The sequence below is a fragment of the Streptomyces sp. NPDC007896 genome, from assembly GCF_042959425.1.
Classification (GTDB): Bacteria; Actinomycetota; Actinomycetes; order Streptomycetales; family Streptomycetaceae; genus Streptomyces.
Genome location: NZ_JBIBKX010000035.1, coordinates 23,691 through 47,728, shown reverse-complemented (window position 1 = coordinate 47,728; position 24,038 = coordinate 23,691). Strand labels below are relative to the sequence as shown.

Here is a 24,038-nt window from a genome sequence, read left to right as displayed (position 1 = left end):
CCATGTACGAGGCCAAAAGCGCGGGTAAGGGCCGCATCCGCATGCACCACCCCCAGCCACAGGACGTCTGCAGCGGCATGCTGAACCACTGACGAACCGAGGCACACATCGGCGGCGACCTGTATGCCGCCGCTCGCACGGCCAAAGGAACCCGGATCGTCATAGGCGACGTCAGGGGCAAGGGCCTCGAGGCAGTCGGGGATGCGGCTCTCCTTCTCGGCGCATTCCGGGGCGCAGCCCACTGGCAGGCCGACCTGTCCGCGCTGGTCGCCTTCCTGGAGGGAACCGTCTCCTCGGACCTGGACGACCCCGCGGCCCCCGAAGACGAGGCCGAGGATCGCGGCGAGGCATTCATTACCGCCGCCGTGCTGGACGTGCCGGACGACGAGCCGGCTCTTCACCTGATCAGCTGCGGGCACCCTCCGCCCCTGTGGCTGCGCGGCGTCCAGGCCGGCCCGCTCGAGGTGCGCCACCCGGCACCGCCTCTGGGTCTCACCGAATTCGTGGAAACCGAACCGTTCGCCTTCGAGCCCGGCGACATCGCCCTTCTCTGCACGGACAGCGTCATCGAGGCCCGCGACCGGAACGGCACGTTCTACCCGCTTGCGGACCGGGTGGCCGGCAAGTTGGGCAAGGGTCCCCCGCGCCCCCAGTGGACCGAACTAGCATGGGCCCAGTAGTCGCTGGTTCTGGGCCGGACTCACTTCGCACCCCAAGGGTGAGTCTGGTGGCATCAGTTTGCGTGGATCCGACCTACTTCGACGTCGGAGCCGACGGCCGGCTGACGATGGTCCCGGGCAGCGCCGACCTCCGCGACATCCTGTACTTCGGGACGCCCGGCACCGAGACGTTCGAGAAAGCCGACTACCCCTGGCTGTCGCGCATCTTCGTCCAGGTGAAGGCGGGCGGCGGGCGCGCGGGCGAACGCCGGTCAGCTGGTCGCCCAACCGGGAGGCACAGGCGGCGGCTACGCGGAGCGCCTGATCGACGTATCGGCGCTCGGCGCCTCCGAGACGATCGTCGTCGGTGGCGCCGGAACTACAGGCACGCCCACCGTCGACGGCGGTAACGGCGGCAACAGCTCCTTCGGTGGCCTGTGCACCGCGAACGGCGGCTTCGGCGGGCAGGTAGTCATGACGTCGGGCGCCACGCCGGTCTGCTACTCGGGTACGTCCGGGCCGACCGCAGGCATCAGCGACATGGCCCAGGGCGGCGGTCCCGGCGGCGGCCCGCTCCGCATCACCGGCGACCAGGGGCAGGGCAGCGAAGGCGGCGAGTCCAGGCTCGGTCACGGCGGCTGGCAGCGCGCATCCAGCGGCGGCGGGAGCGCGGGCCGTGGCTACGGCGGCGGCGCGGCCGGTGCCCTCGCCCGGGACGGCGACAGCGCCAACGGCACCCCCGGAGGCCCTGGCATCGTGACCGTCTGGCTCTTCGCCTGACCCCGTTCGGACCGCGTCCGGACACCGCGTCCGGACACCGCGTCCGGACGATATCGGTCAGGTCAGCCGCCCTGTCCAGATCTCGCCCGAATGGTGGCTACGAAGGGCAGAGGGCGGCGGTCATCAGGGCGAGGGCCGCAGGGCTGGCGTCGGCGTTGATGCCCCAGTCGGTCCAGTCCACCGTGACTTGGCGGGTGCCGTCGAGTGTGTGAAAGGAGATGGTGCGGTAGCCGGGAGTGCCGCCGCCGTGGCCCACGATGGTGCCGCAGGGAAGCGTGGCCATCTCCAGGCCGAGGCCCCAGCCGTCGCCGCTGGTGTCGGCGGTCATCTCGCGCAGCTCGGCCGGGTGCAGGAGGCCGCCGCTGAGCAGGGTGCGGAAGAAGTGGTCGAGGTCGGCGGTGGTGGAGATGATCTCGCCGGCAGCGCCGGCGATGGACATGTTGACGGTGGTGTAGTCGACCGGGACAAGTGTCCCGTCCTCTTTCTCCACCGGTTCGTAGCCGTGGGAGTGGGGCCCGGTGAGGAAGGGAGAGGAGCCCGGCAGGCGGGTGCCCCGGAGTGCGAGGGGCCGGATGATGCGCTGGTCGATTTCGGTGCGGTAGGAGCGGCCGGTGACCTTTTCGACGATCATCCCGAGCACGATGTAGTCCGTGTTGGAGTAGTGGTGATCGGTGCCCGGCGGGAACAGCAGAGGGCGGTTGCGGTCGCCGCCCTTGACGGCCCGTCGGACCAGCTCGGCGGGTGTCCAGGTGCGGAAGCGGTCGTGGGGGGCGTCGCCGTCGAGCAGTCCGTCGGTGTATTCAGGCAGGCCGCTGGCGTGCTGGAGCAGCTCCCGGACCGTGATCTTGTCGCCTCCGGGGGCAGGGACGAGGCCGGGGAGCCACCGCTCGGCGGTGTCGGACAGGCGCAGCCGCCCCTCGCCCACCAGTTGGAGCACCACGGTGGCGGTGAACGTCTTGGTGACGCTTCCGGCGCGAAAGCGGCCGTCGACCGGGGCGGGCTTCTGGCCGTTCAGCCTGGACTTGCCGCTGCTGCCGCGCCATACGGCGCCGCCCTGCCGGACCTCGGCGACCGCGCCGACCGCGCCGGTTGCCGTCACCCGGTCCAGCGCCCCCTGTAACGCGGTCGCGTCCGGTACCACGGCGGGCGGTGCGGCGACCGCACCGCCCGCCGTGGGAACCAGCGCGCACACCGTCAGCAGCGCCAACGCCCCGAATCGTGAGCCCCTCATCGTTCTCCCGCCCTCACTGTCCCCCGTGGTCCCCATCGCATTGACGTGGACGATGGTGCCCGTCCACGCCAGTGCGACGGATCCACCCGGGGAACGAGGGGGTTTCCCGGAACAATGGGCCACCCGCCCCGACGCTGGGATCAGGGGTTCACCTAGGGGCCGTCGGGAACGAGCGCCGTCATCCTTGCCCGCCGAGCCGTGTGACGGCTCTCCCCAGGATCCAGGCGCGGGGCTCCGTGACCCTCGCCGTTCCGAGACTCCGCTGCCTTCATCGATCCGGGACAGCACATTCACGCGAACCAGGTCGCCTGAGGCGACGAGTGAATCGGACCCGATCATCCGAGATGGGGACCAGGTCCGCTGAGACGGGACATCCGTGGACGCGTCCGGACGGCGTCTGCGGGGCTGTTCTGTGGCAGCAAACAAATACCGCGCGCCATCGAACGTTGACCATGTGATCTGACTGCCCACCTCCAGCCGGCCTGGCGGCATCCGGCGGGCGTGCCCGTAGCCCGGACATCGAGTACATCCGCGACCTGTCCCGGGCACCACTGACCCGGTCCGGCGCTGAAACGGTCAAGCCTCCGCGGGCGGGCCCCTGTCGGCGGCCGACTGTTGATGTTTGACTTGTCCTCCGGGGGAGGTCGCCATGGTCAGGGGAGCGCAGGCATCGGCAGCCGCGGTGCTGGCAGTGATGTTATTGGGAGCCTGCTCATCGGGCCGGGTACCGGAACCGGGCACGTCCAGCGGGCAGAGGCCGGACGCGCAGGGGCCCACCCGTTCGCGTCAGCCCGCGAGCACTGCTGTGCCCTCCCGGTCCGTTTGGTGCCGCAGGGGAGAGGCCCTTGGCCGACTCGCTTCGCGACCGCCGTCCGACAAGACCGATGTCGTCGTCGGGCCGTTGCGCTGGTCCGGCCTCAAGAGCTGGCAAGACGGCCGCCGGACGGACTTCGGAGGCCGTACGGGGGGTGGCTGGCACTACAAGATCGGCGCTGAGATCGAGCGAGGCTCGGTGGTGACGGTCTCGGTGGCGCCTGAGGCGCGGCAGCGCGCCAGCCTGAGCTATGGCCAGAAAGAGGGATACACCCCGGCCGCAGAGGTGACGTTCAGCGCCTGCCCAGACTCGGACACGGTGTATGTCGGCGGCTTCTTCGTCGCCGGAGACGGCCGCTTCTGCCTGCCGCTCGACGTCCGGGTGGGTAAGACCGCACCGCGGAGAATCGTGATCCCCGTGTTCAGCGGCGGCTGCCCAGCCTGACCTCACACATGGCCCGCGGCCAGAACAGTCGATGGCGCAATCATCCCTGCCCTGTGCGCGTACTCCCGGTCCGGCGAGCAGCGGACTGCGAAATTCGCCGCGTGCTCGCGTCTGTCTGGCAAGCCGGGCACAGTTCATGGAGCCCCTCGTCGGTGATCACAGTTCCCCACCCCCGGCACCCCTCGCAGCCGCGAGCCAGCACGGCGTTGGCGCGAGGCGCACGCTCGGGATCGGTGTCGGCTCCGTGGACCATGAATGAGTACCCCTCAGTGATCCAGCAGGCGCAGGATGCGACTCTATGAGCCCTTTATACAGGTATAGGGCCGACACCCATTCAAAGCAAGCGACGTTTAGTTGCCGCATGCGAACCCTGAGGCACGCGTCCGTGTCGCCGCCGACACGAGCCTCCAAAGACTGGCGAGAGCGGTCCTGCAGGCGCGGCTGGCCGGCTTGGCCGTGTGGCCAACTGTGATGCTCAGATTGGCCAAGTAGGAAAAGTAGGAGCCGTCGATAGACTCGACGGTGCGCGCCGCTGGTTGTGGGCCGGGCCGAGACAACCCCGCAAGGACGGTGGACCCATGGCGCGATGCGGCTGCGGCGGAGGACTCTGCAACTGCTCGGTGCAGGCCGGCGAGAACATCAGCCTGAGCGGCTCCGGCTGCGCTGCCAACCCTTACGTCATCTCGGCCGACGTCCCATGCTCGACGGTCCGCGTCTGCCTGTCCGGCGGCAGCGGCATCACGTACAACACGGCAACCGGCGTCATCGCGGCCCACTTGTCCGGGCAGGCCGGGAACAACGTCAGCATCGGCTCCGACGGCGGACTCCTCGTCCCCACGGCCGGCGGGCAGGTCCTTACCGGCTGCGGCCTGAGCGGCAACGGCTCCGCCTCCTCGCCGGTGAAGGCCAACACCCAGGCGTGGCCGTACGCATGCAACGTGGACACCTTCGGTGGCGTCGTGGCCTGCGACAGCCAAGGACAGCTGCGCTCGGAGCCTTGGTGCTTTGCCGGGCAGAGGGAGCGGTGGGGGCCTGGGGCGCGGTTCACCAGCACCCGCGGCTAGGCCCTGTCCGCGCGATCTTGTTTAGTGATTTCTAATGGCATACAGAGCCGATGAAGCGGTCCAGCCGTGTGACGACTTGCCGCCGTAGCTCAATGGATCCCGCGGCGCCGTCCGCGAGTTCCAGGGCGTGATCTGCTGAGGGAATTTCCAGGATGTCGTTCGCGGAGCAAGGGTGTGACGCCACGTCGGTCGCGGCCCGACCATGGCATCGGGCGGCCCGGGACGACACAGCCTCCGGGAGCCGACGGGTCACGGAGGTCCCTCGCTCCGCGAACCCGCTCAACGCAAGGGGCTCGCTGGCGTCATGCCGGGGTGGCCTTCTTCGCCAGCGCCGCGAGGGGGGAGCGCCGACCTTTGGGAATCGTGCGCAGCTGGTCCCAGTCGACCTCGTTTCGCGCGGCGAGTGCGTCGACGGACTGCGTGGTGTAGAGCGCGACGTCCACGGCCCCGATCCGGGAGGTGCCGAAGCGGACCTCGATCGTTTCGGCGGGCTTGATCCACTTCAGGCGCAGCATCCAGTCGAAATCAGCCCTGCGCACCCCGAGCCGCTCGGCTGCCTGGGCCGGTCCGAGCGGGGTGTCGGCGGCTACCAGCTCCGCCAGATCTGTGCGTCGGCAGACCTCCGCGACCTGGTCGGGGTGGAGTAGTGAGCCGTCTTTCGCGCTCAGCTCGGTGAGCAGCCTCCGGCCGATGAACCGCCGGACGACGAACGACGTCACGTTCCTCTCCCCGAGCACGTTCGGGGTGCCGAGGGCTTCAGCGATCCGGTCCGCCGCCACGCCGCCGGAGATCGGCTGGCCGGGGAGTGCGGCCCGGATCGCGTCGGCGTCCAGTGCCTCCACAGCGGCCTGCGACCACTGCCAGGAGGACGCGTCGGGATCGGGGATGAGCCCGATGTGCCGCGCCCACCGGAAGGCAGCCGCAGGCACCTTCAGGCGCTGGGCTGCCTGGCTGGCGTCGTACTCGGCTCGTCGCGCCATGTGATCACCTATCGCTAATTCACCTCGAAGCGGAGAGCAGAACCGCTTCGAGCTGTTGGTGCCCGAGGCCGAGACCCGCCACTGGTTTGGCTGGGCGACAGTGAATGTGCCTCCGAACGCGTTCCAGTCCCTCGGCGTTCCGATCTGGACGCCAGACGATCCCTCCTACGTCAACGACCGGAATCTCGGGAGCAAGCACTGGTACGTGGTCGAGAGGGCGATACCCGCAGCCGAGTGGGTCTCGGTGGTGGACATCGAAACCGACAGGGTGCTGTGGTGCACTTCCACGCAGTAGCCAGCTGATCCCGAACATCGCCTGGAAGCGCCCCGCCACTCGATCAACTCCGACGTCTCCACGTCCACATCGTCCAGGCCAGCCCGGCGCAGGGACTCCGCAACGTCCCCCGGTCGGTGCGCCACCACGCATGACATGCGCACCACGCCATATCAGAGTGCTCGTCCACAACCACCAGAAAGGGCGTGGCAGCCCGGAAGTGGCCTGTCACATCTGCCGGCGGCCGCAGTGTCGATGTGAGACGCAGCGATGTGAGGGGCGCCGACTACGGCGTGTTTCGCACTCGTGGGTGGCAGATTGCTCGCCCTGGCGTCGGCCAGGTCTCGGCGCCATGCGGCTTCCTCGGCCAGAGCTCCGGCCTGCCGATACTGGCGGACCTGCGGTGCATCGGACAGGGCCTCGGCGGCTTCGGCGACGGGCACGGAGCGGAAGCCGAGCCGCTCCCACCAGGGCCCGGCGCCCGTGGAGAACAGATACGCCGTACGTCCGCCCCACGCGGCGGCTTCCGCGAGCGCGCTCTCGACCAGCCGCCGGCCGGCTCCGCAGCCCCGGAGGTCGTTACGGACCGCGACGCTGCGCAGCAGTACGCAGTGGCCCTGCCGCTCCAGGCCCAGGGTCACAGCCGGGCCGGCCGCATCCCTGGTGAGCCAGTACCGAGTGCCGGGCGCGAGGACGTCCTGGGGCGACAGGCCCTGAGCCGCGAGGAAGACCGCGAGCTCCCCCCTGTCCTCCGGCCGGGCCTCGGGCAGCGGGAGGGGCTTGGCGTAGCAGCGGCTGAGCGTCTTGTGCTGGTAGGGCGGGTAGTTGAGGATCGGCGTGTAGCCGGCGCGGGTGTACAGCGCGATGGCCTCGGGCTGGTGGACGGCCGTCTCCAGACGTATCTCTCCGTGGCCGAGGACGGTGGCCGTGCGTTCCGCCTCGCCAAGGAGACGAGCGCCGATGCCCCGGCCGCGGGCCTGCGGTGCGACGTACATGCGCTTCAGTTCGGCGGCAGTGTCCGGGAACGGGAAGGGCTGTACGGCGCAGCAGCCGACCGGCCGACCGTCGACCTCGGCGAGCAGGAACCGGATTGCGGGGTGGATGTGAGCGCCGCCGGTGCAGGGCTCGTCCGGGTAACGGGCCGCGAGGTCGGCGTCGAGGTCGCGTACCAGTCGCACGATCCTCGGGTCGTCCGCCGCGACGGCCGTGATGATCGGGTCGTGTGAGGTCACAGGTTGCGGTTCCCTTCGATAATCAGGTCGAGCTGGGTTTCCAGGACGCGCCGCTGGAGGCCGGGGGGATAGGCGTCAGGGTCGGTCACGGCGTTCAGTGCGAGACCGTCAAGACACGCCACGAGGCTGCGCACGCGCGTTTCGAGCTCCGCGCGTTCCGGATGGTCCGGGCAGGCGGCCTGCACCAGAACGGTGAGGCGGTCGATCCAGGAGGCGTGACTGCGGGTGTGCTCGGCGAGCAGGGCGGGGTCGCTGCGGGTGCTGAGGAGGAACTGGGACCAGACCACGGCCTCCAGGAACCGCTCGTCGTCCAGTGGCAGGGCCTGCTCGGCCACGATGCACAGGGCGTCGCGAGCACTCTCGCCGACGGGAAGGGTATCGATCCGAGCCGCCATCCGACGGTGCATCTCGGTGCGGGCGTGGGCCAGTAGTTCCTTCTTGCCGGCGAAGTAGTGCGTGACCATCCCCGTGGTGCAGCCCGCCGCGGTCGCGACCGCGCGCAGCGTCAGGCCCTCCAGGCCACTGTCCGAGACGACCTGCCACACGGCTTGCGAGATCGCCTCTCGCCGCTCTTCGTGGTCCACCTGCCGGGGCATCCGCCACCCTCTTTGCGTAACATGCGTTGCGTAACAGTTGTTACGGTATCACGTCACGGGTCTGCGGGTGGCTTGAGGTGTCCCGCGGATTAGGAACGGTTCGGCTGCCTCAGGCCCCTCCCGTCGCACCAACTCCCGGGTGAAGCCCGAGGATGGTCGACTTCGAACCAAGCGGGTTGGTGTCTCAGAGATAGCCGGGAACCGTTGCTCGTTCGTAACCTTCAAGCCCGAACGGCCGCTCCGCGAGGGATTCGAATTAACAGCTCGCGCAAATAGGCGCGATGGAGCACCTCGGGAGCAGCACAGGCACAGAGCTTGGTGATCATGGAGTTGCGACGCTCTGTGATCAAGCGGGAGACCTGCGCCTGCCCTACCACCATGGCTGACCGAATTCCTCTGGGACCAATTCGCGGCGCTGCTGCCCCAGCGGCCGGTCTACGATCCGACCCACCCCCTGGGCTGTCACCGCCCGCGGATCAGTGACCGGATCATCTTCGACAAACTGCTCCAGCTCCTGCGCTTCGGCTGCTCCTACGAAGCCATAGCGGACACCACCTGCTCCGCCACCGCGATTCGCAATCGCCGCAACGAGTGGATCCAGCTGGGCGTCTTCGCTCAACTCCGGCACATCGCCCTGGAGATGTACGACCGCATCGTCGGCCTGGTCCTGGACCAGATCGCCGTCGACGGATAGATGACCAAGGCACCCGGAGGTGAAGAAGCCACCGGACGTTCACCGGTCGACCGAGGCAAACAAAGCCTCAAGCGATCAGGAATGACAGACGGCTGCGGAATCCCGCTGGGCCGTGTCCCGGCCCGAGCGAACTGCCACGACTCGCCGCTGCCCGCCCCGACCCTGGACCTCCTGGATGACCTCGGCCCACTGCCCAACACCATCACCGTGCACCTGGACGCCGGGTACGACTCGGGCAAGACCCGCACCACTCTCGACGGACTCGGACTACGCGGCCGGATCGCCCACAAAGGCGAGAAAGCCCCCATCCAGGCCACCCAACGCTGGCACGTAGAGCGCACCCATACCTGGCAGAACGCCTTCTGCCGGCTTGCACGCTGCTAAGAACGCCGGATCGAGGTCGTCAACGCCTTCTTCGACTTTGCGGACACCGTCATCACCGTGCGCAGCCTCATCCGCCGAGCCTGAACCACCCACAGCTGGGAGGGACGCCCCCAGCGCCGACCGTGAACGACCACGTACCTTCCCTCGCAGTGTGGATCGAGCCCCTATGGCCTCAGCGCAGTCCGCTCCGCTTGATCTCCTTCAAACCGCGCCCGGCGCGGCTTGCTTCTCCTGGTTGTCTGCCAGGAAGTCGGTGATCCAGTGGTTCGTCTGGGTTGGTATGGCGGTGGGCATAGCGAAGTGGGTGAGTTCGGCGAGGATCTCGATCCAGGCGTCCGGTACGGCTTTGCGGGCGCAGGCTGCGACTTTGGCGGCGTCGTGGGCGTCGCTGCGGCCGGCGAGAAGGACCAGGAGCGGAACGCTCAGTGCCGTGGGGTCCGGGCGGCGGCCGACGACCAGTTTCCGGTTCGCGAAGCCCGAGACCGCCAAGGCATAGAGCCGCTTCCAGCCCAGGTCGGCGTCGGTCCCTGCGGTCTCGCGGTCCAGGTAGGCGCGTGCGCGGGCTTGCGTCGGGCGGAGCAGTACCGGCAGCGAGCGCAGCAGGAAACCCGGGCGGAAGTTGGCGAAGCACTGGGTCGGGTCGAGCAGTACCAGCCGATCGACCCGCCGCGCGGCGTGCAGGGCATAGGTCAGGGCGATCCAGCCGCCGTAGGAGTGGCCCAGCAGGTGCGTGCGGGACACGGCGAGGCCGTCGAGCAACGCGTCCAACCAGGCCATCAGGTCGGTGGTTGTGCGCAGCGGGCGCCCGCCGGGGATGCTGTGTCCGGCATCGCCCAGGATGTCGACGGCCAGCATCCGGTGGTGCGTGCCAAGAGCTGGGGCATTGGCGAACCAGACCGCGCCGGTGGAACCGCCGCCGTGTAGAAGGAGGACTGGAGTGGCGTCAGCGGGGCCGTAGGCGTGGACACGGGTGGTCCCGTACGGGGTGGGAACGTCGATCTCGGCGGTACCGGTGGGCCAGCGGGCGAGCAGTGCGTCGTAAGCGGCGAAGAACTCTTGGGATGAGGACACGGTGAACCCCCGGGGAATCGTCTCGTTGACCAAGTATCTCGCTTGGCGAGATACTAGCCCGGTGAGTGATGACATCAACCCCGCGATGCGGCTGGTCCATCTACTGCGCGCAGTGACCGTGGAACTCGATCTGCGCGGCGCCGAGTTCGCCGCGCGAAACGGCCTGCACCCGACCGATCTGCGGGCCCTCATCCACCTGCTTGACGCCGACCGGGCGGGCACCGACGTCACCCCGGGACGACTCGGTGCGGCCCTGCGGCTCAACTCGGCCGGCACCACCGCCCTGCTCGACCGGCTGGAGCGCCTGGGACTCGTCCGCCGCAGGCGCGATGAAAACGACCGACGACGCCTCGTACTGACGGTGGAGCAGAAAGCCGTGGAGCTGGGTCGGTCCTTCTTCAGCCCGCTCATCGCCAACCTGGTCGAGGCGGCCGAGGACTTCACCCCGGGCGAACTGGACATCGTTCACCGCTACCTGACCGCCGCCCTTCGAGCAGCCGCCCCCGACGACGACGCGTCGACGCCCGCAGCCACCGCCGGGATGCCGCCAACACCACAGCCGTTCCCACAGCGGTTCGGTCAGCCATGATGGCAGCGCAGGCACAGGATCTCCGGTAGTCACAGAGCGTCGCAACTCCATGATCACGGAACCGTGCCTGTCCCCGTCAGCCGACCGCCTATCTGCGCGACCTCTATAAGGTCAATGGGATACGCCGTCGAAGCGGTCGAGGGCCGCGCCGACCGGACGGGCGGCGCGGTGTGGGTCGAGTTCGGTGGCGAGGTCGGTGAGCAGGCTTGCGCATCGGCCGGATTCGACCATCGTCGCCCCGTCGAGGGTCTTGGTGGTGGCCGCGGCCGCGTCGAAGTCGCGGCGGTGATCCAGCTGAGGTACAGGACGCGGTCGCGAGCACGACGGGCGACCCATCGGCCCGCCACAAGACCGCGTGCGGGCCGGAGCGAGGAGGAACGGTGCGAGGACGGGAAGTTGGTGGCTCCGGATGCCGAGCTGACGGTGAGGCGAGGCATCGAGGCAGGCAGCCGGCCAAGGAGCGGTCTCCACGCAGCTCTCATGAACGTCCGGTTCCGAGTGGCGAAGCGCGCTTGAGAGGGTGCGTACTGCACTGAGCATCCGCCAACTTGAATCCGCAGGTCAAAGTGCTGGTGTGACCGGTACTCAGGGGGCTCACGCTGCTCGTGGGCGGGAGTCTGTGGAGTAGATCGTCTGTCAGCGGTTGACTTCGAGGTTCGTCAGGACGAGCAGGGCACGCAGGAGGCGCGTGACACGAGCGGGATCGGTACGGAGCTTGGTGAGGATCCGCCAGTTCTTGAGGTGGGCGAAGCCTTGTTCGACCGGTGCGCGTCCGACGGCGAGGACGCGGTTGGCGGACTTCTGGCCGGGGGTGAGCTTGTGGGTGCGGCTGGCGGTGAAGCCGGTGATGATCACGGGGTCGAGTACGTCGTTGTCCAGGCCGCGGAAGCCGAGGTCCGCGAGGGCGCCGAGGTCGGCGGCGCGCAGGTGGGCCAGGGTGTGGTCGTGGCGGGCGGCGGTGTTGTCATGGGTGCGGCCGGGCCGGGCGGCTGATATCCAGATCAGGCGGCCTTTCTCGTCGGTGAGGGCGAGGAAGTGCAGGCCGTGATGGTGGTGTGTGCCGGAGCAGTTCCGCCGGTTGGCCTTGCCGGTGCGGCGCTGGGTGGGGATGAGGGTGCCGTCGATCAGGACCACCTCCCCGCCTCTCTTGGCGACCTTCGTGTCCTCCACGGCGGAAGATCGTTAAACCGTCATAACATTCCTTCGTACCGTCCGCTGCAAGACTGTCGCGATGAGCGCCGCCGCCCTACTGGCGGCAAGCTGCGGCCCTTACCCCCGCCATCTCCGCAGCCGCCGACCTGGAACCCTGCGGAAAGGACCTCTCCGACTGGGAAGACCTGAACCTGGTCTCGACATACTCGGGTATCTCTTCCCCGCAGAGCAGCATCCCGCTGGGCCGGGTCGGTGTGCAACTGTCGGGCGGGCTGGCCACGACCGTCACTCCGACATGCCCAAGGCCGGAACGACGGCGCGGCCAGTCAGGCTGGAGGAGTTCGCCAACGCCCGGCAAGTGGCCTGGCTCTCCGAAGCAGACCACGACGGCGCAAGGAACACGCACTGGCTGCGCAGCCCGAGGTGCGCGAACGGCGGCACCCGCGTCACCAACGCGGTGCACGAGTTCATCGTCGGCATCGGAGCGTACGCGTCGGCCAGTGTGGGACGTACCTCATAGTGCCGACCGGCATACGGTCCACCGGGAGCGCCGCTGCCCCGTCGCTGATCCAATGCACGATGAAGCCTCAAGGATCGCCAGCGGCTTCATCGTTGCGATCTCGCATGGCCGGGCGCGCCAGCGGCCGCGGGACCCTCACGACAAGGGGTGCGCATCCGGTGAGCCTCCGCCAACTTGAATCCGCAGGTCAAAGGGCTGGCGTGCTCGTTTGTCGGCGTGCTCGCGCTGGTTGTGAGCGGCAGTCTGAGGAGTAGATCATCTGGCGGAGTTGTCTCGGGTGCGGATCGAGTGCCGGATAAGTTATTGAGCGCTGGAGGTAGCGATCAGGCAAGGTGGGCGGATGCCTGAGTCGTCCTTGCCCGGAGGTTTCGTCAATGCGGTCGTTCGTGTCGGAGACACGGTGCGCCGTCCGGCCTCGGCTCGCACGAAGTTCGTGAGTGATCTGCTGAGGTTGCTTGAATCCAGTGGCTGGAGTGGTGCTCCGCGGTACCTCGGTATGGACGACGAGGGCCGTGAAGTCCTCAGTTACCTCGATGGCCATGTGGGATGGGAGTCGCGCCAACCCGCTGCCGTGTCATCCGACGAGAGTCTGATGACGGTCGCCCGGCTCGTGCGTGAGTTCCACGACCTGACGGCCGGCACCCCGCTGGCCGGAGACCAAGAGGTCGTGTGTCACAACGACCTGTCGCCCAAGAACACCGTCTATCAGCTATACAGTGGCGAGCTTCGACCAGCGGCGTTCATCGACTGGGACCTTGCTGCGCCGGGCGCGCGTATCCACGACATCGCTCATGTCTGCTGGCAGTACCTCGATCTCGGCCCTGCGGTCACCGACGTCGAAGAGGTAGCCCGGCGCATGAGGCTGATCGTCGACGGCTACGAGTTGTCTGACCGGCAACGTCTCGTGTCCACGATCTTGTGGTGGCAGGACCGGTGCTGGCGGGGCATCGAGACCCAGGCGGATGCGGGTGACGTCGCCATGGCCCGGCTCCGTGACGCAGGGGCGGTGAGGCAAGTTCAGACGGCCTATCAGTGGGTTTCCGATCACCGGGACGCATTGGAATGCTCAGTACGGTGAGCGCGTGGGTAACGGCCGCAGTCGGTTCGCCGGTTCCTTCCCGTGACGGTCGAACGGCCTTCTACGATCCGACGCATGCTGCACCTCTTCCACTCGAACCCCCTTTGATTCACGTTCTGTTCGGGCCGGAGCCCGCATGCGCTATTTGAGACGATAGCGAGCCTGCAGGGCGAGTCGACCAGGTGAGGACGCCGAAGGGGCCAGCTGGGATCGCCCCACGCCAGGGAAAGGCCGAGGCCGACACCGGAAGCCAACCCCAGCAGAGGAACGTGAGCAGTAGCAGGCCGTACAGAGGGGCGGCCCGCTCAATCTACTGGCCGACTTCGAGGGCGCCTCCGCCCCCGCAGGGGCCGCCCTGACAAGCCGATGGAGAACACCCTCGAAGTGCGCCAACTGTTGGCCGACGGTGTGGGTTCGTGCCGGTTCTGCCATCTCGACGACGAACTCGGCATAGTCGACGCTGGCGCCTAGTGCTGTGACCGGGATGGTTCACCGTGATCGGAAGGCGGCTCGCGGGACGAGCGCACGCGAAACGGCTGGTATTAATGGGGCATGCAGGAAGAGACCGCACGCTCCGCGATCGACACGTTCATCTCCGCGTTCAACGCCTCGGACGACAGCTATGTGACTGCCCTGCTCTCCCAGGCCCTGACCTCAGACGTGGTCTTCTGGGGGCCGTTGGGCCGCAGCGAAGGAATCGCGGCGGTCGAGCGGTTCGTGCTGGACATCCGGCGCCACCCGGCGGGGACCGGCACGATGGTGCGCTCCTCAGCGGTGGACATGCCTGACGAGTGGGCCCGGTACCAGTGGGTCTTCACCACGCCGGATGGAGGCCCCCGCCTGGCGGGAACGGACGTCGTCCATCTGCGGCGGAGCCTCATCGACCAGGTCATCGTCTTTGCGGGGGAGATCGAGCCGTCCGCCTCCTGAGTCATCCTTCTGTCGCTGCCCTTCTCCTGAACTTGCCCCCTTCGGCGCTCGGGGGCTGCGGTTCGCAGTTGGTCAGGCTGCGGTGTTGAGGGGGCGTCCACCCCAGCGGATGCCCTTTTCGCTGCGGATGCGGGCACGTTCCTTGCGTTGGGCGGCGAGTACGTCGGGGTGGCGGGCGTTGGCGTTGCGCCAGCGCAGGTAGCGGTGCAGGGCCTGCGTCTGCGCAGGGTGGCTGCGGTGGTGGGAGTTGGCCAGGGTGAACTGCCGCAGCGGACCAAAGTGGGCCTCGGTCGGGTTGGCCCAGGAAGCGTAGGTCGGGGTGAAGCACAGCTCGACCTTGTTCTTCTTCGCCCAGCGGCGGATGTCCGCCCCCGTGTGGGAGGAGAGGTTGTCCAAAATGACGTAGATCGGAGCGCCGTCGGGGCGGGCGGCGCGGATCGACTTCAGCGCGGCCAGAGTGTTGGCGGTGCCCTTGCGGCGGCGGTTGACGCCCCACAGGCGGTCGTCGCCCACGGGGTAGCAGCCATGGAAGTAGGTGACGCCGTGGGTGCGACGGTAGGTCGCCGGCAGCCGGTTGGGCTTGGCCTGCTTCGCCCAGCAGGAGCCCGCGATGGGCCGGATCCCCAGGGGCCCGAACTCGTCGAAGGCGAAGACCCGGTCCGGGAAGCGGTCCAGCACCTGCTCGATCCGGTCGAGCTTGGCATCGCGATCAGGGTCGGGTGACTCCTTCCAGGTCTTGGTGCGCTGGAAGGTGATGCCGCGGCGCCGGAGCAGGCACCGTAAGGCTTCACGGCCGATGCGGATGACACGTTCGTGCGCTTTCCGCAGGTAGGCGGCGAGTTTGCGGATCGACCAGCGGGTGAAGGGCTGGCCGAGCTTGCTGGGGCGAGTGGTGGCCGTCCGGATGACGAAGTCCTCGTCGTCACGACTGAGTAGGCGGGGACGGCCTCCCGCCCACTGAGACATCTCACGATGCCAAGTCGTCAAGCCGCCGTGGCCAGTTGGGAGGGGAATGCGACGTGCTCGTCGAACAGTTGGCTGGTCTGGAGGCAGTGGTAGAGCTGGCCGATCATGCGGGCGAACAGATGCCGCTGGGCCTCGGCGTGCCAGTCCCCCTGTTCGCGCCGACGGCGGTAGTGGGCTTCGGCTCCGGGCGAGGACCGCAGGGCGGAGAAGGCCCATAGGTAGCCGACGTGGTTGAGCCGGTCGTTCTTGATCATCCGGCGCCCGACGTGGTGTTTCTTGCCAGATGCGCGAGTGACGGGGGCGGCTCCGGCGTAGGCCTTGAGGCCGCGGGCGTCGGTGAACCGCCGGCGGTCGTCGCCGATCTCGGCCAGCATCCGGGCGCCGAGCTGGACGCCGAGGCCGGGGAAGCTCAGGATTACCTCGGCGTCCGAGTGCTGGAGGAAGGACTCCTCGACCGCCTCGGCGAGCTCGTCGGCGGCGAGGCAGGCTGCCTCGAGTTGCCGCAGGAGGGCGAGGGCCTGCTTGCCGAGCGCGTCCTCGACGAGCCGGGACTGGGTCGCGTAGTCGCCGCGGAAGACCTTCCGAAGTCTGTCGGCTTCGGCCTCGATGCCGCGGCTGCGGCCGGCGCGCTTGAGGGCGGAACGCAACTGTGTGCGTGTGAGGCGCGCGGCTTGAGTTGGGGTGGGAGCGATTTTGAGCAGTTCACGGGCTTCGGGACGGCACTGGCCGTTGGCCCAGGCAGTGAAGGCGTCCAGGGCAGCGGGGTAGTACTCCCGCAGCAGAGAGCGGAGCTGGTTGGCGATCTGCTGGCGGTTCCAGGTGGCGTCCTGCTGGGCGCGGGCCAGGACCGCGATGGCGCGGGCGAGATCGGTGTCGGTCGGCAGCGGGCGGTGCATGGGCCTATCGGTCCGCAGGATGTTGGCCAGCACAAAGGCGTCGCCGGGGTCGGACTTTTTGCGGGAGACACCGTGCCGGTCGCGGTAGCGGGCGGCGGCCATCGGGTTGACCGCGAAGACGTGCCGCTGGCCCGACCGCAGCGCGGCGACCAGGAGACCGCGGCTGGTCTCGATGGCGACGGGGATGGGGGTCTCCTCGGTGTCGCCGTACTCGGCGAGGAGCTCTAGCAGCAGCCGGTAGCCGGACACGTCGTCGCTGATGCGGCGTTTGGCGAGCAGCTGCCCTGTAGTGTCGACCAGGGCGACGTCGTGGTGCTTCTCGGCCCAGTCGATCCCGCAGTAGATCACGGTGTTTCCTCCCCTTGGCGCTGACATCTGCGCTGGTCACGAGCGCATGCGGGCCGCGCAGCTCCCTGATTCCAGGACTCTTCGGTCCGACATCTCACAAGCCGTTCGCGGCACCAGCGCGCCTCACGGGCCTCGGTCTTGCCCAGAACTCGGTGGTTCAGGGCTGGCAAGAGGTCGCCGTGAAACGGGCTCGCACCACCAACTCCAAAGAGTGGAGGTTCAGTCCTGTGGTGGCGACCGTGACGACGTCAGGCGTCACCGCTCTACCTAGGAGGCCTCGTGGGCCGGGGCTTGTATAGGTTGTCCGCCCGACGCCCACACGGCTGCCACCACCCGAGTCATGGGACTGGCGCCCCTCTCAGTGGAGGCCTCATCGGCCGGGGTCCAGAAAGGCGTCACAGTCCCGCACTCGAACAGTCCGGCAACGCTCCTAGACACGCGCCGGTGCTGCTATCAACGAATTAGGGTCCAGGCAGGCCAGGCCGATCTCGTTGAAGCGGTAGATCACATCGCGCACGGTGTCCTCGTCGGCCTGGACCAGCTGGGCGATCACCGGCACCCGGTTCCCGCCCGCCGAGGCGAGCAGCATCATCGCGCGCCGGTAGCGCACCGAACTCGTGCTGCCCCGGCGCACGATCTGCTGCAGCTTCTGCCCCTCCTGGCCGGTCAGTCTGCGTACACGGACAGGCTCAGCCACCGCGCCTCCAGCGATCGGATCGGACGTCACCGCACATCCAACCGTCGCGACCACCAACCCGGCGAACCTTCACGGTCACAGCACCAGGTGCACCGCGTTCGCGTTGAGCACCCGTCAGCCGTACGGAACCTGGGGCGGCCTGACTGCCCTTGCTTCGAGTTGCCTGCGGGGGGCTCGCGGAGGTCAGGATGTCGGTGGTGTGCGGCAGGATGGTCGTCATGGGAACGAGACTTGAGACTGTGGCGATCACGGGTGCGGCTGGACGAATCGGATCGGTGGTGCGGGCGGCCTTGCGTGATGAGGTAGCGCGGTTGGTGCTCATCGATCGTGTTGGGCTCACAGCGCAGACGCCGACGGAGGACATTCACCAGCTGGATCTGCGTGATGCCGAAGCGGTGACAGCGGCCCTGAAGGGCGTGGACGCGGTGGTGCATCTGGGTGGGATCCCTGATGAGGCGCCATTGCCGGATCTGCTGGACGGGAATGTCCGAGGGACGCACAACGTGCTGGAGGGCGCGCGTCGGCAGGGGGTGCGGCGGGTCGTGCTGGCCAGCAGCAATCGTGTGAGCGGCTTCTATCCGGTCGCGGAGACCGTGACACCCGAGATGCCCGCGTGCCCGGACGGCCTTTATGGGGTCAGCAAGGTTGCAGTGGAAGCGCTCGGGCGCCTGTATGCGGACAAGTTCGGCCTGTCGGTGGTGTGCCTGCGGATCGGGAGCTTTGAGGACGCGCCGAGCGAGCGACGGCATCTGTCCACGTGGTTGAGCCCCCGCGACGGCTTCGGCTTCGTCCGGACGGCTCTCACCGCTCCGGACGTGCGCTTCGAGACCGCCTATGCGGTCTCCGCCAACACCCGCCGTTTCTGGGATACCGATGCCGGGGCGAATTTGGGATACGCGCCCGTGGACGATGCCGAAGCCTTCGCTTCGCGTCTTCCGGCGGGCCAAGATCCGGCCGAGAGCGATCCGCAGGGCGGCGAGTATGCCAGCGCGGAATACACCCTCCGACACATGTGAAGGCTGGCTCGCATGCTGTGGGCTGGGCATGTCAGCAGCAGGATCCGGTTGTGCTTGTTCGGGCCGCTGGGAGGCGGGTCACACGGTTGGCCGCGGCGGACGACCCGATGCCGGCGCCGGCCTGGAGCTGCTTCACCGCCCCAAAGGGCTGAGCTGATATCTCGTACCACCCCCAGCTGGCCCGCATGACGGCTGACAGACCGTCTGGCGGAAGCGCGTCAGAGCGGAGAGCATCGGGTTTCGTGCGATGGCGATGTCTCTGAGTCATGACCACGATCGGAGCATTGTGGCGGGACCGTCGGAGTGCTCTGCATGGTGAGAGGGCGATGTTGCCACCGACGTGCGAGGTCAGTCTGCGCGCAGCTACCGGCTGACGGATCACCCAGGGCCCCAAGGCCAAGCTCGCATCATCTCGGCCTGCCAGCAGATAGAGGCGATCGTCTCGACAAGCCGCTCACGCAGTAGCTGGCTGACCTCGGATTTGGCCAGTGTCGCGGCGAAGCCCGGATTGTCCTGCAAGCCCTTCCCGTCCACGTCGCCCGGACCACCCATGTCATTCCAGGATGGCGAGGTGGTCGCCGGCGGCGCCCCCGCGCCAGTGGATCAGGAAGACGGTGGCGTCATCACTGGTGCGCCCCGCGCGTTCCCGCTTCAGAGCGTGCGAGAGCCGCAGCGCCCCCGCCCTCGTTCCTCCCTCTGCATGTGCCTGCTCCATGGTGTTGACGCAGCGGATGAGCCGTTCCTCGCCGAACGGTTCTCCTTCGGCATTCCGCTCCTCGATCACGCCATCGGTGTAGCACAGCACCCGGTCACCGACCTGGAGCTGGTGATCGCTGACCGCAGGGTGCTCACCGCCCAGGCCGACCGGAAGCGTGGTCGGACCCTCCAGTGGCCCGGCGACCTGATGGTTGCGGATCAGCAGGGGGGCGGGATGGCCGGCGTTGACCCACTGCAGGTGGCCGGTGGTGATGTCCAGGTCCATCATCTGCGCGGTGACGAAGTGATCGGGACCGAACTGCTCGGCGATGGCCCGGTCCATGAACGCGTACATCTCCTCCAGACCGATGTCGGCGCGCCGGGCGTGCCGGTACGCGCCGATGGCGACGGTCGCCATCGTGGCTGCGTCCAGGCCGTGACCCATCGCATCGATCACGGCCACATGCAGGACGTTGTCGTTGAGGGCGTAGTCGAAGCTGTCGCCGGCGATCTTGTAGGCGGGCTCGAGGGCCCCGGACACCGCGACCTGCGGCACCGACATCGTCAGCGGCGGCAGCAGAGACCACTGCATCTCCGCAGCCACACTGATCGGCTCACGGCGCCGGGCCTGGAAGAACCGGTCGGTGTAGGCATGCTTGGTCACCAGCATGTCGGCGACCAGACCGGCCAGCCTGCGCAGCAGCCGACGGTCATCATCATCGACACGCTCCAGGGTCAGAGCCATCACCCCCACCTCATCGCTGCCGTCCAGCAACGGCAGATACATCCGCACACCGTCGGCCTGCGGAACCTCAACGGGCGCGGCCCGCAGGAATGCCGTGCCGGCCGGGGATGCGCCGATCACCTGGGGCTCACCGACCAGCAGCCTGCGGCCGGGCAACGGCACCAGCAGCTCCTGCGCGTAGTCCTGGAGAAGGATCGAGACCTCACGGCCACCGATCCTGGCCACCTCCTCAGCGATCATGGGAGCGATCAGCTGCGGCGGCATCTTGTGCGCACGGTCCAGCAGCACCCCCAGCAGCCGCTCGCCGAAGCCCTCCGACCGGTCCACCACCCGCTCGTCCCGCCGCCGCTGACCTTCTGACACAACGCCCTCTCCTGGCCTGACCAGTAGGTTGCCGATCACCCTGGCGAGGCGACCGCAGTCGTTTCCTCAGAAGCGCTGCCACCAAACGATCGTCTCGCGCCGGCACCCGCCTCGGCACTCGCCCACGGCGAATCCCTCTATCGGCGTCATCCGGCTGGGCTATACGCGCTGGGGGTGGCCGAACAGCAGGTCGTAGCCCGCCGGGAGCTGGAGCAGGATACGGCCGGTGAGCTCCTCGCCCGCAGCGTCCGCGGCCGTGCTGAGCACAGCGCCGACGTCCCACGCCGCGGTCTGTTCCGTGGCTCCCTCGATCCATGCCGCGGAGGCCCGGACAAACCGCTCGGGAGAGAGCGGCTCGCGCGCCGGAAGCGGATTGAGCAAGATGAGCGACAATTCCTCCGGCAGCCGGGCAGCCAGTTCGGCCCGTACCTCGCCCACCACGTGCGCGCCCAGCAGCGCCAGCACCGTGCGGGCCGCCCGCGCGGCTTCCTCGGTGCTCTCGTACTTGCCGCGTTCCTTGACCTGGTCCAGGAACGCCTCCCATCGCATGACCATCACCGCTCCCTTCCGTGTGCGGCGGCGAGAGGAGGACGGGGGCGGCCTGCGGGGAAGGCCGCCTGCCCGTCTCCGGCGCGGCTGCGCGGGGGAACTCAGCCGCTGATCTCCTTGTGCGCGGAGCCGCCGCCGATGGCGACCTTGCGGGGCTTGGCGCGCTCGGCGATCGGGATACGCAGGGTCAGCACGCCCGCGTCGTAGTCCGCCTTGATGTGCTCGGTGTCCAGGGTGTCGGCCAGCACGAGCTGGCGGGAGAAGACGCCCAGAGGCCGCTCGGAAAGCTCCATCTGTACGTCGTCCGCCTTGGTGACGGGCCGCCGCTCGGCCTTCACGGTCAGCATGTTCCGCTCCACGTCGATGTCGATCGCGTCCGTGGAGACGCCGGGCAGGTCGAGGGCGATCACATACTCCTCGCCCTCTCGGTAGGCGTCCATCGGCATCGCCGACGGCCTCGACCAGGTGCCGCTCGTGTTCAGGAGCTGCTGGGTCAGCCGGTCAAGCTCACGGAACGGGTCGGTGCGCATCAACATCGTGAAACACCTCCAGTGTTCAGGTCAGGCACTATGCCGCCAATGCGTTCACCTGCCCTCGTTGTAACATGTCATCCAAACGATGACAAGCAGGGATCGTCGTCGAGGTGACGACACCGCGCCTTGGAGGCTCCATGACCGTTGACGATCAGCCCACCCCCCGCGCCCCCGGTCTCACCCCCACCTCCTTCCTCGCCGCCGCAGCAGCGCTGAACACGGTCCACGAGGCCCTGCGCACCGCCCGGACAGCGCTGGACGGCGAGCATCCCGAGCCCGGCCAGGCCGGCTCCGCGCAGGCACTCGCCGCGCTCCTGCGCCTGCGCGAAGTGCGCGATCAGCTCGCCGAATGGGAACCGGGCCTGATCGAAGCCGCCCGCGAAGCCGGGGCCAGCTGGGCCGACCTCGCCCACCCGCTCGGCGTCTCCAGCCGCCAGGCCGCCGAACGCCGCTACCTGCGCATACGCCCCGGAAACCCAGGAACCACGGGCGAACAGCGCGTACAGGCCACCCGCGACCGCCGCGCCGCCGACCGCACCGTCACCGCCTGGGCCCGCACCAACGCCGCAGACCTGCGCCAGCTCGCCGGACAGATCACCGCGCTCACCGACCTCCCCGCCGCCGCCCGCACCCCTCTCGACGAGCTCACCGCCGCCCTCGCCGACAACGACGCGGCCGCCCTCATCGGCCCCCTGACCGTCACGCACACCTATCTGACGTCCGACCACCCCGACCTCGCGGCACGCGTCGATGACGTCACCCGCCACACCGCCCGGCTCCGCGAGCACAGCGGCGACCAACGCCGCAACCAAGCATGATCTACGCGACTACGGGGACCCTTCCAGCCCGCCAAGACCAACTACCGGCGCGAGGCGGATACGACGATCGACGATCCCGAACTCATCGACTGGCGCGGTGGCGGACCCGAGGTACGGACGGCGCCAGGGTGATCTGTCGCCCTAGACGAGTAGTTCCGAAGTACCCAATGGTCGGAGGGGGGTTGTCGGACCTGCACGCTACGTTGAGCGCATGACCTACGTAGAGAGCAAGACGGAGCGCATCAGGCCGCAGCAGTTCCACGAAACCGTCGGCGTGGAGGACTGGCGCGTCGTGGGCGAGGGGGCGTGTGCGTACTTCCGTACCGGGTCGTTCGCGGTCGGCGCCCAGTTCGTGCAGGCGATCAGTGAGATGCCAGGAGTTGGGGACGATCACCCGGACGTCGACGTGAGGCAGGAGGGCGTGATCGTACGGCTGATCACGGTCACGGACGACTACTACGGGCTGACCGAACGGCACCTCGAGCTGGCCCGGCAGATCTCGGCCGTGGCCCGCACGCTGGACATATCGGCCGACCCGTCCGCCGTGCAGACGGTCCAGGTCACCATCGATGCCCTCGCCGGTCCCGACGTGGTGGCGTTCTGGCGTGCCCTGCTCGGCTACCAGGACCGCGCGAACAGCAGCGAGGACTTGATCGATCCGCGCCGCCGCGGGGCACCGTTCTACTTCCAGCAAATGGACGCACCGCGCCCGCAGCGCAACCGGGTGCACGTTGACGTGTGGGTGCCGTACGACCAGGCCGAGGCGCGGAAAGCTGCAGCACTTGCGGCCGGCGGACGTCTGGTGAACGACGCCGACGCGCCGTCGAACTGGGTGCTGGCCGACCCCGAGGGCAACGAGGCGTGTGTCGGCGTGGTCGGCCCTCCCGGGCCGGCCACCGACCGACCGTGAATGTCTCTCCACGACGAGACCGTGTCACCGGTTGAGCACGAGACACCGTTCTGTGACGTTCAGTGATCGAACGCGGTCAATGACCGCAGGACGGGGGCACCGGTCTTGTGGTTGTGCCAGATCGCGGCGGCCATCGCCAGGACGCGCGGGGCGATCCGGACGGCGACGCCCTCGAAGGTGCGCCCGCCATGCTGTTCGAGAGCCAACTGTCCCTTCAGCGTGTCGTTGACCGACTCGATCAGCTGCCGCACCGACTTCAGCAGGGACTCGCCCTTGCGGTGCTTCTCTCGTTTGAAGGACGGCCGTAGCAGTTCAGCGCCTCGCATCGCGAGGTCGTTCTCGAACTCTTTGGAGGCGAAGCCCTTGTCCGCGATGATCAGCAGTCCCGGGCGGTCGGTGGCCAGATGAGGCAAGCGGTCCAGCATTGAGGCCAGCACTTCCCGCTCGTCGATCTTCGGGTTCGCGAGTGCCCAGGTTATGGGCATGCCGGTCGGGGTGCAGACCAGGTACAGGCGCTGACCCCAGAAGAACCGCGAGTGAGAGGCGCAGTACCCGTATCCGGCCCAGCCGGCTATCTCCGACCGCTTCGCCGTGGGCCGGGACGTGCCGCATGGCACCGGCGTGGAGTCGACGATCCAGTGGTTGTCGAACCAGAAGTCGCTGTCCACGGCGAGCAGCCGTATCGCCTTCTTGACCAGCGGCAATGCGGCCCGCAGCCTCTTGTTGTATCCGGGCCGTTTGGGCAGGTACGGGAACATCGAGCCCAGGTTGGTATGGGCGAACCGCAGCCAGTGGGCTTCCGAGGCGAAGCCCAGTAGAGCCTGCGCGACGGCCAGACAGACCAGTTCCGAGTCGCTCAACAGTGGTGGCCTGCCCAGGCATCGGCTCGTTCCGACCTCGTCGTCGACCTTCACGTACAGGGCGGTCTGACTCTCGCTCCGCGAGCGTTTTCCGGCACCCTCTACCAGCCGCTTCGGGTGTCCACGATTCGCGAATGACCGCTCCAAGG

At 68.3% G+C, this 24,038-nt stretch carries 24 protein-coding genes and 2 pseudogenes; 12 read left to right on the top strand and 14 right to left on the bottom strand.

The window, feature by feature from the left end:
* Positions 1–107 precede the first annotated feature (107 nt).
* Both ACFZDJ_RS53340 and ACFZDJ_RS53335 read left to right on the top strand, forming a co-directional pair.
* The gene (locus ACFZDJ_RS53340; RefSeq protein WP_391070422.1) at positions 108–680 is read left to right on the top strand and encodes a SpoIIE family protein phosphatase; all 573 of its coding nucleotides are present in this window, start codon (positions 108–110) and stop codon (positions 678–680) included.
* 453 nt (positions 681–1,133) lie between these two features.
* The gene (locus ACFZDJ_RS53335) at positions 1,134–1,439 is read left to right on the top strand and encodes a hypothetical protein (protein WP_391070415.1); all 306 of its coding nucleotides are present in this window, start codon (positions 1,134–1,136) and stop codon (positions 1,437–1,439) included.
* Positions 1,440–1,536: 97 nt separating this feature from the next.
* On the opposite strand, the gene ACFZDJ_RS53330 is transcribed toward ACFZDJ_RS53335, so the two are convergent.
* Positions 1,537–2,670 (bottom strand): serine hydrolase, encoded by a 1,134-nt coding sequence (locus tag ACFZDJ_RS53330; RefSeq protein ID WP_391070413.1) that lies wholly within the window; start codon positions 2,668–2,670, stop codon positions 1,537–1,539.
* 901 nt (positions 2,671–3,571) lie between these two features.
* Here ACFZDJ_RS53330 and ACFZDJ_RS53325 point away from each other — a divergent pair.
* Both ACFZDJ_RS53325 and ACFZDJ_RS53320 read left to right on the top strand, forming a co-directional pair.
* Positions 3,572–3,928 (top strand): hypothetical protein, encoded by a 357-nt coding sequence (locus ACFZDJ_RS53325; protein ID WP_391070411.1) that lies wholly within the window; start codon positions 3,572–3,574, stop codon positions 3,926–3,928.
* Positions 3,929–4,506: 578 nt separating this feature from the next.
* Positions 4,507–4,992, top strand: coding sequence for a hypothetical protein (locus ACFZDJ_RS53320; protein WP_391070410.1), 486 nt, complete (start codon positions 4,507–4,509; stop codon positions 4,990–4,992).
* Positions 4,993–5,294: 302 nt separating this feature from the next.
* Here ACFZDJ_RS53320 and ACFZDJ_RS53315 read toward each other — a convergent pair whose 3' ends face one another.
* The 3 genes from ACFZDJ_RS53315 to ACFZDJ_RS53305 all read right to left on the bottom strand — a co-directional run bounded on the left by ACFZDJ_RS53315 (position 5,295) and on the right by ACFZDJ_RS53305 (position 8,074).
* The gene (locus ACFZDJ_RS53315) at positions 5,295–5,972 is read right to left on the bottom strand and encodes a hypothetical protein (protein ID WP_391070408.1); all 678 of its coding nucleotides are present in this window, start codon (positions 5,970–5,972) and stop codon (positions 5,295–5,297) included.
* 447 nt (positions 5,973–6,419) lie between these two features.
* The gene (locus ACFZDJ_RS53310) at positions 6,420–7,478 is read right to left on the bottom strand and encodes a GNAT family N-acetyltransferase (RefSeq protein WP_391070406.1); all 1,059 of its coding nucleotides are present in this window, start codon (positions 7,476–7,478) and stop codon (positions 6,420–6,422) included.
* Positions 7,475–8,074, bottom strand: a complete 600-nt coding sequence (locus ACFZDJ_RS53305) for a TetR family transcriptional regulator C-terminal domain-containing protein (RefSeq protein ID WP_390939499.1) — start codon at positions 8,072–8,074, stop codon at positions 7,475–7,477. Before ACFZDJ_RS53305 ends, ACFZDJ_RS53310 begins: the two co-directional genes overlap by 4 nt.
* 382 nt (positions 8,075–8,456) lie before the next feature.
* On the opposite strand from ACFZDJ_RS53305, the pseudogene ACFZDJ_RS53300 reads away from it, so the two are divergent.
* Positions 8,457–9,236: pseudogene (locus tag ACFZDJ_RS53300) on the top strand (IS5 family transposase).
* A 117-nt stretch (positions 9,237–9,353) separates the two neighbouring features.
* On the opposite strand, the gene ACFZDJ_RS53295 reads toward ACFZDJ_RS53300, so the two are convergent.
* Entirely contained in the window at positions 9,354–10,223 is an 870-nt protein-coding gene (locus ACFZDJ_RS53295; protein ID WP_391070404.1) for an alpha/beta fold hydrolase, read from the bottom strand.
* Between the two features lie 85 nt (positions 10,224–10,308).
* Between ACFZDJ_RS53295 and ACFZDJ_RS53290 the strand changes: the two genes are divergently transcribed.
* On the top strand, positions 10,309–10,812 hold the full coding sequence (locus ACFZDJ_RS53290; RefSeq protein ID WP_099924984.1) for a helix-turn-helix domain-containing protein: 504 nt from the start codon (positions 10,309–10,311) through the stop codon (positions 10,810–10,812).
* A gap of 111 nt (positions 10,813–10,923) precedes the next feature.
* Here the strand turns inward: ACFZDJ_RS53290 and ACFZDJ_RS53285 are convergent, their stop codons facing one another.
* Positions 10,924–11,148, bottom strand: coding sequence for a hypothetical protein (locus ACFZDJ_RS53285; protein WP_391070402.1), 225 nt, complete (start codon positions 11,146–11,148; stop codon positions 10,924–10,926).
* Between the two features lie 300 nt (positions 11,149–11,448).
* Complete coding sequence (locus tag ACFZDJ_RS53280) at positions 11,449–11,982, bottom strand: transposase family protein (protein ID WP_391070400.1); 534 nt, start codon at positions 11,980–11,982, stop codon at positions 11,449–11,451.
* Positions 11,983–12,259: 277 nt separating this feature from the next.
* Between ACFZDJ_RS53280 and ACFZDJ_RS53275 the strand changes: the two genes are divergently transcribed.
* The 3 genes from ACFZDJ_RS53275 (at position 12,260) to ACFZDJ_RS53265 (ending at position 14,492) form a co-directional block, all read left to right on the top strand.
* Complete coding sequence (locus tag ACFZDJ_RS53275; protein ID WP_391070398.1) at positions 12,260–12,484, top strand: hypothetical protein; 225 nt, start codon at positions 12,260–12,262, stop codon at positions 12,482–12,484.
* Between the two features lie 340 nt (positions 12,485–12,824).
* On the top strand, positions 12,825–13,562 hold the full coding sequence (locus tag ACFZDJ_RS53270; protein ID WP_391070396.1) for a phosphotransferase: 738 nt from the start codon (positions 12,825–12,827) through the stop codon (positions 13,560–13,562).
* 552 nt (positions 13,563–14,114) lie between these two features.
* A complete protein-coding gene (locus tag ACFZDJ_RS53265; protein ID WP_391070394.1) occupies positions 14,115–14,492 on the top strand; it encodes a nuclear transport factor 2 family protein in 378 nt (125 codons plus the stop codon).
* 72 nt (positions 14,493–14,564) lie between these two features.
* Here the strand turns inward: ACFZDJ_RS53265 and ACFZDJ_RS53260 are convergent, their stop codons facing one another.
* The 3 genes and pseudogenes from ACFZDJ_RS53260 to ACFZDJ_RS53250 form a co-directional block, all read right to left on the bottom strand.
* On the bottom strand, positions 14,565–15,479 hold the full coding sequence (locus ACFZDJ_RS53260) for an IS630 family transposase (protein WP_390939485.1): 915 nt from the start codon (positions 15,477–15,479) through the stop codon (positions 14,565–14,567).
* Positions 15,476–16,729 (bottom strand): IS110 family transposase, encoded by a 1,254-nt coding sequence (locus tag ACFZDJ_RS53255; RefSeq protein ID WP_391070393.1) that lies wholly within the window; start codon positions 16,727–16,729, stop codon positions 15,476–15,478. Before ACFZDJ_RS53255 ends, ACFZDJ_RS53260 begins: the two co-directional genes overlap by 4 nt.
* Before the next feature lie 436 nt (positions 16,730–17,165).
* A pseudogene (locus ACFZDJ_RS53250) lies at positions 17,166–17,399 on the bottom strand (helix-turn-helix domain-containing protein); the annotation flags it as partial.
* A 239-nt stretch (positions 17,400–17,638) separates the two neighbouring features.
* Between ACFZDJ_RS53250 and ACFZDJ_RS53245 the strand changes: the two are divergent.
* Positions 17,639–18,415: an NAD-dependent epimerase/dehydratase family protein gene (locus tag ACFZDJ_RS53245; RefSeq protein ID WP_391070391.1), complete on the top strand. Its 777-nt coding sequence runs from the start codon at positions 17,639–17,641 to the stop codon at positions 18,413–18,415.
* 553 nt (positions 18,416–18,968) lie between these two features.
* On the opposite strand, the gene ACFZDJ_RS53240 is transcribed toward ACFZDJ_RS53245, so the two are convergent.
* The 3 genes from ACFZDJ_RS53240 to ACFZDJ_RS53230 all read right to left on the bottom strand — a co-directional run bounded on the left by ACFZDJ_RS53240 (position 18,969) and on the right by ACFZDJ_RS53230 (position 21,304).
* Positions 18,969–20,219, bottom strand: a complete 1,251-nt coding sequence (locus ACFZDJ_RS53240) for a SpoIIE family protein phosphatase (RefSeq protein WP_391070389.1) — start codon at positions 20,217–20,219, stop codon at positions 18,969–18,971.
* A gap of 159 nt (positions 20,220–20,378) precedes the next feature.
* Positions 20,379–20,774 (bottom strand): DUF2267 domain-containing protein, encoded by a 396-nt coding sequence (locus tag ACFZDJ_RS53235; RefSeq protein WP_391070387.1) that lies wholly within the window; start codon positions 20,772–20,774, stop codon positions 20,379–20,381.
* A 95-nt stretch (positions 20,775–20,869) separates the two neighbouring features.
* Positions 20,870–21,304, bottom strand: a complete 435-nt coding sequence (locus ACFZDJ_RS53230) for an Hsp20/alpha crystallin family protein (protein ID WP_095850007.1) — start codon at positions 21,302–21,304, stop codon at positions 20,870–20,872.
* 134 nt (positions 21,305–21,438) lie between these two features.
* Here ACFZDJ_RS53230 and ACFZDJ_RS53225 point away from each other — a divergent pair, with 134 nt between their 5' ends.
* The gene (locus tag ACFZDJ_RS53225; protein ID WP_391070385.1) at positions 21,439–22,119 is read left to right on the top strand and encodes a type III effector protein; all 681 of its coding nucleotides are present in this window, start codon (positions 21,439–21,441) and stop codon (positions 22,117–22,119) included.
* A 211-nt stretch (positions 22,120–22,330) separates the two neighbouring features.
* Entirely contained in the window at positions 22,331–23,029 is a 699-nt protein-coding gene (locus tag ACFZDJ_RS53220) for a VOC family protein (protein ID WP_391070383.1), read from the top strand.
* A gap of 59 nt (positions 23,030–23,088) precedes the next feature.
* Here the strand turns inward: ACFZDJ_RS53220 and ACFZDJ_RS53215 are convergent, their stop codons facing one another.
* Entirely contained in the window at positions 23,089–23,997 is a 909-nt protein-coding gene (locus ACFZDJ_RS53215; RefSeq protein ID WP_391070420.1) for an IS982 family transposase, read from the bottom strand.
* Between the last annotated feature and the right edge of the window lie 41 nt (positions 23,998–24,038).

Bases quoted from the DNA above. Each gene is read 5' to 3' on its own strand.
- ACFZDJ_RS53320 (WP_391070410.1), top strand. From the start codon at position 4,507: ATGGCGCGATGCGGCTGCGGCGGAGGACTCTGCAACTGCTCGGTGCAG.
- ACFZDJ_RS53285 (WP_391070402.1), bottom strand. From the start codon at position 11,148: ATGGGTCGCCCGTCGTGCTCGCGACCGCGTCCTGTACCTCAGCTGGAT.
- ACFZDJ_RS53230 (WP_095850007.1), bottom strand. From the start codon at position 21,304: ATGTTGATGCGCACCGACCCGTTCCGTGAGCTTGACCGGCTGACCCAG.
- ACFZDJ_RS53305 (WP_390939499.1), bottom strand. From the start codon at position 8,074: ATGCCCCGGCAGGTGGACCACGAAGAGCGGCGAGAGGCGATCTCGCAA.
- ACFZDJ_RS53335 (WP_391070415.1), top strand. From the start codon at position 1,134: ATGACGTCGGGCGCCACGCCGGTCTGCTACTCGGGTACGTCCGGGCCG.
- ACFZDJ_RS53275 (WP_391070398.1), top strand. From the start codon at position 12,260: ATGCCCAAGGCCGGAACGACGGCGCGGCCAGTCAGGCTGGAGGAGTTC.
- ACFZDJ_RS53255 (WP_391070393.1), bottom strand. From the start codon at position 16,729: ATGTCAGCGCCAAGGGGAGGAAACACCGTGATCTACTGCGGGATCGAC.
- ACFZDJ_RS53330 (WP_391070413.1), bottom strand. From the start codon at position 2,670: ATGAGGGGCTCACGATTCGGGGCGTTGGCGCTGCTGACGGTGTGCGCG.
- ACFZDJ_RS53235 (WP_391070387.1), bottom strand. From the start codon at position 20,774: ATGGTCATGCGATGGGAGGCGTTCCTGGACCAGGTCAAGGAACGCGGC.
- ACFZDJ_RS53270 (WP_391070396.1), top strand. From the start codon at position 12,825: ATGCCTGAGTCGTCCTTGCCCGGAGGTTTCGTCAATGCGGTCGTTCGT.
- ACFZDJ_RS53290 (WP_099924984.1), top strand. From the start codon at position 10,309: ATGCGGCTGGTCCATCTACTGCGCGCAGTGACCGTGGAACTCGATCTG.
- ACFZDJ_RS53220 (WP_391070383.1), top strand. From the start codon at position 22,331: ATGACCTACGTAGAGAGCAAGACGGAGCGCATCAGGCCGCAGCAGTTC.
- ACFZDJ_RS53265 (WP_391070394.1), top strand. From the start codon at position 14,115: ATGCAGGAAGAGACCGCACGCTCCGCGATCGACACGTTCATCTCCGCG.
- ACFZDJ_RS53315 (WP_391070408.1), bottom strand. From the start codon at position 5,972: ATGGCGCGACGAGCCGAGTACGACGCCAGCCAGGCAGCCCAGCGCCTG.
- ACFZDJ_RS53225 (WP_391070385.1), top strand. From the start codon at position 21,439: ATGACCGTTGACGATCAGCCCACCCCCCGCGCCCCCGGTCTCACCCCC.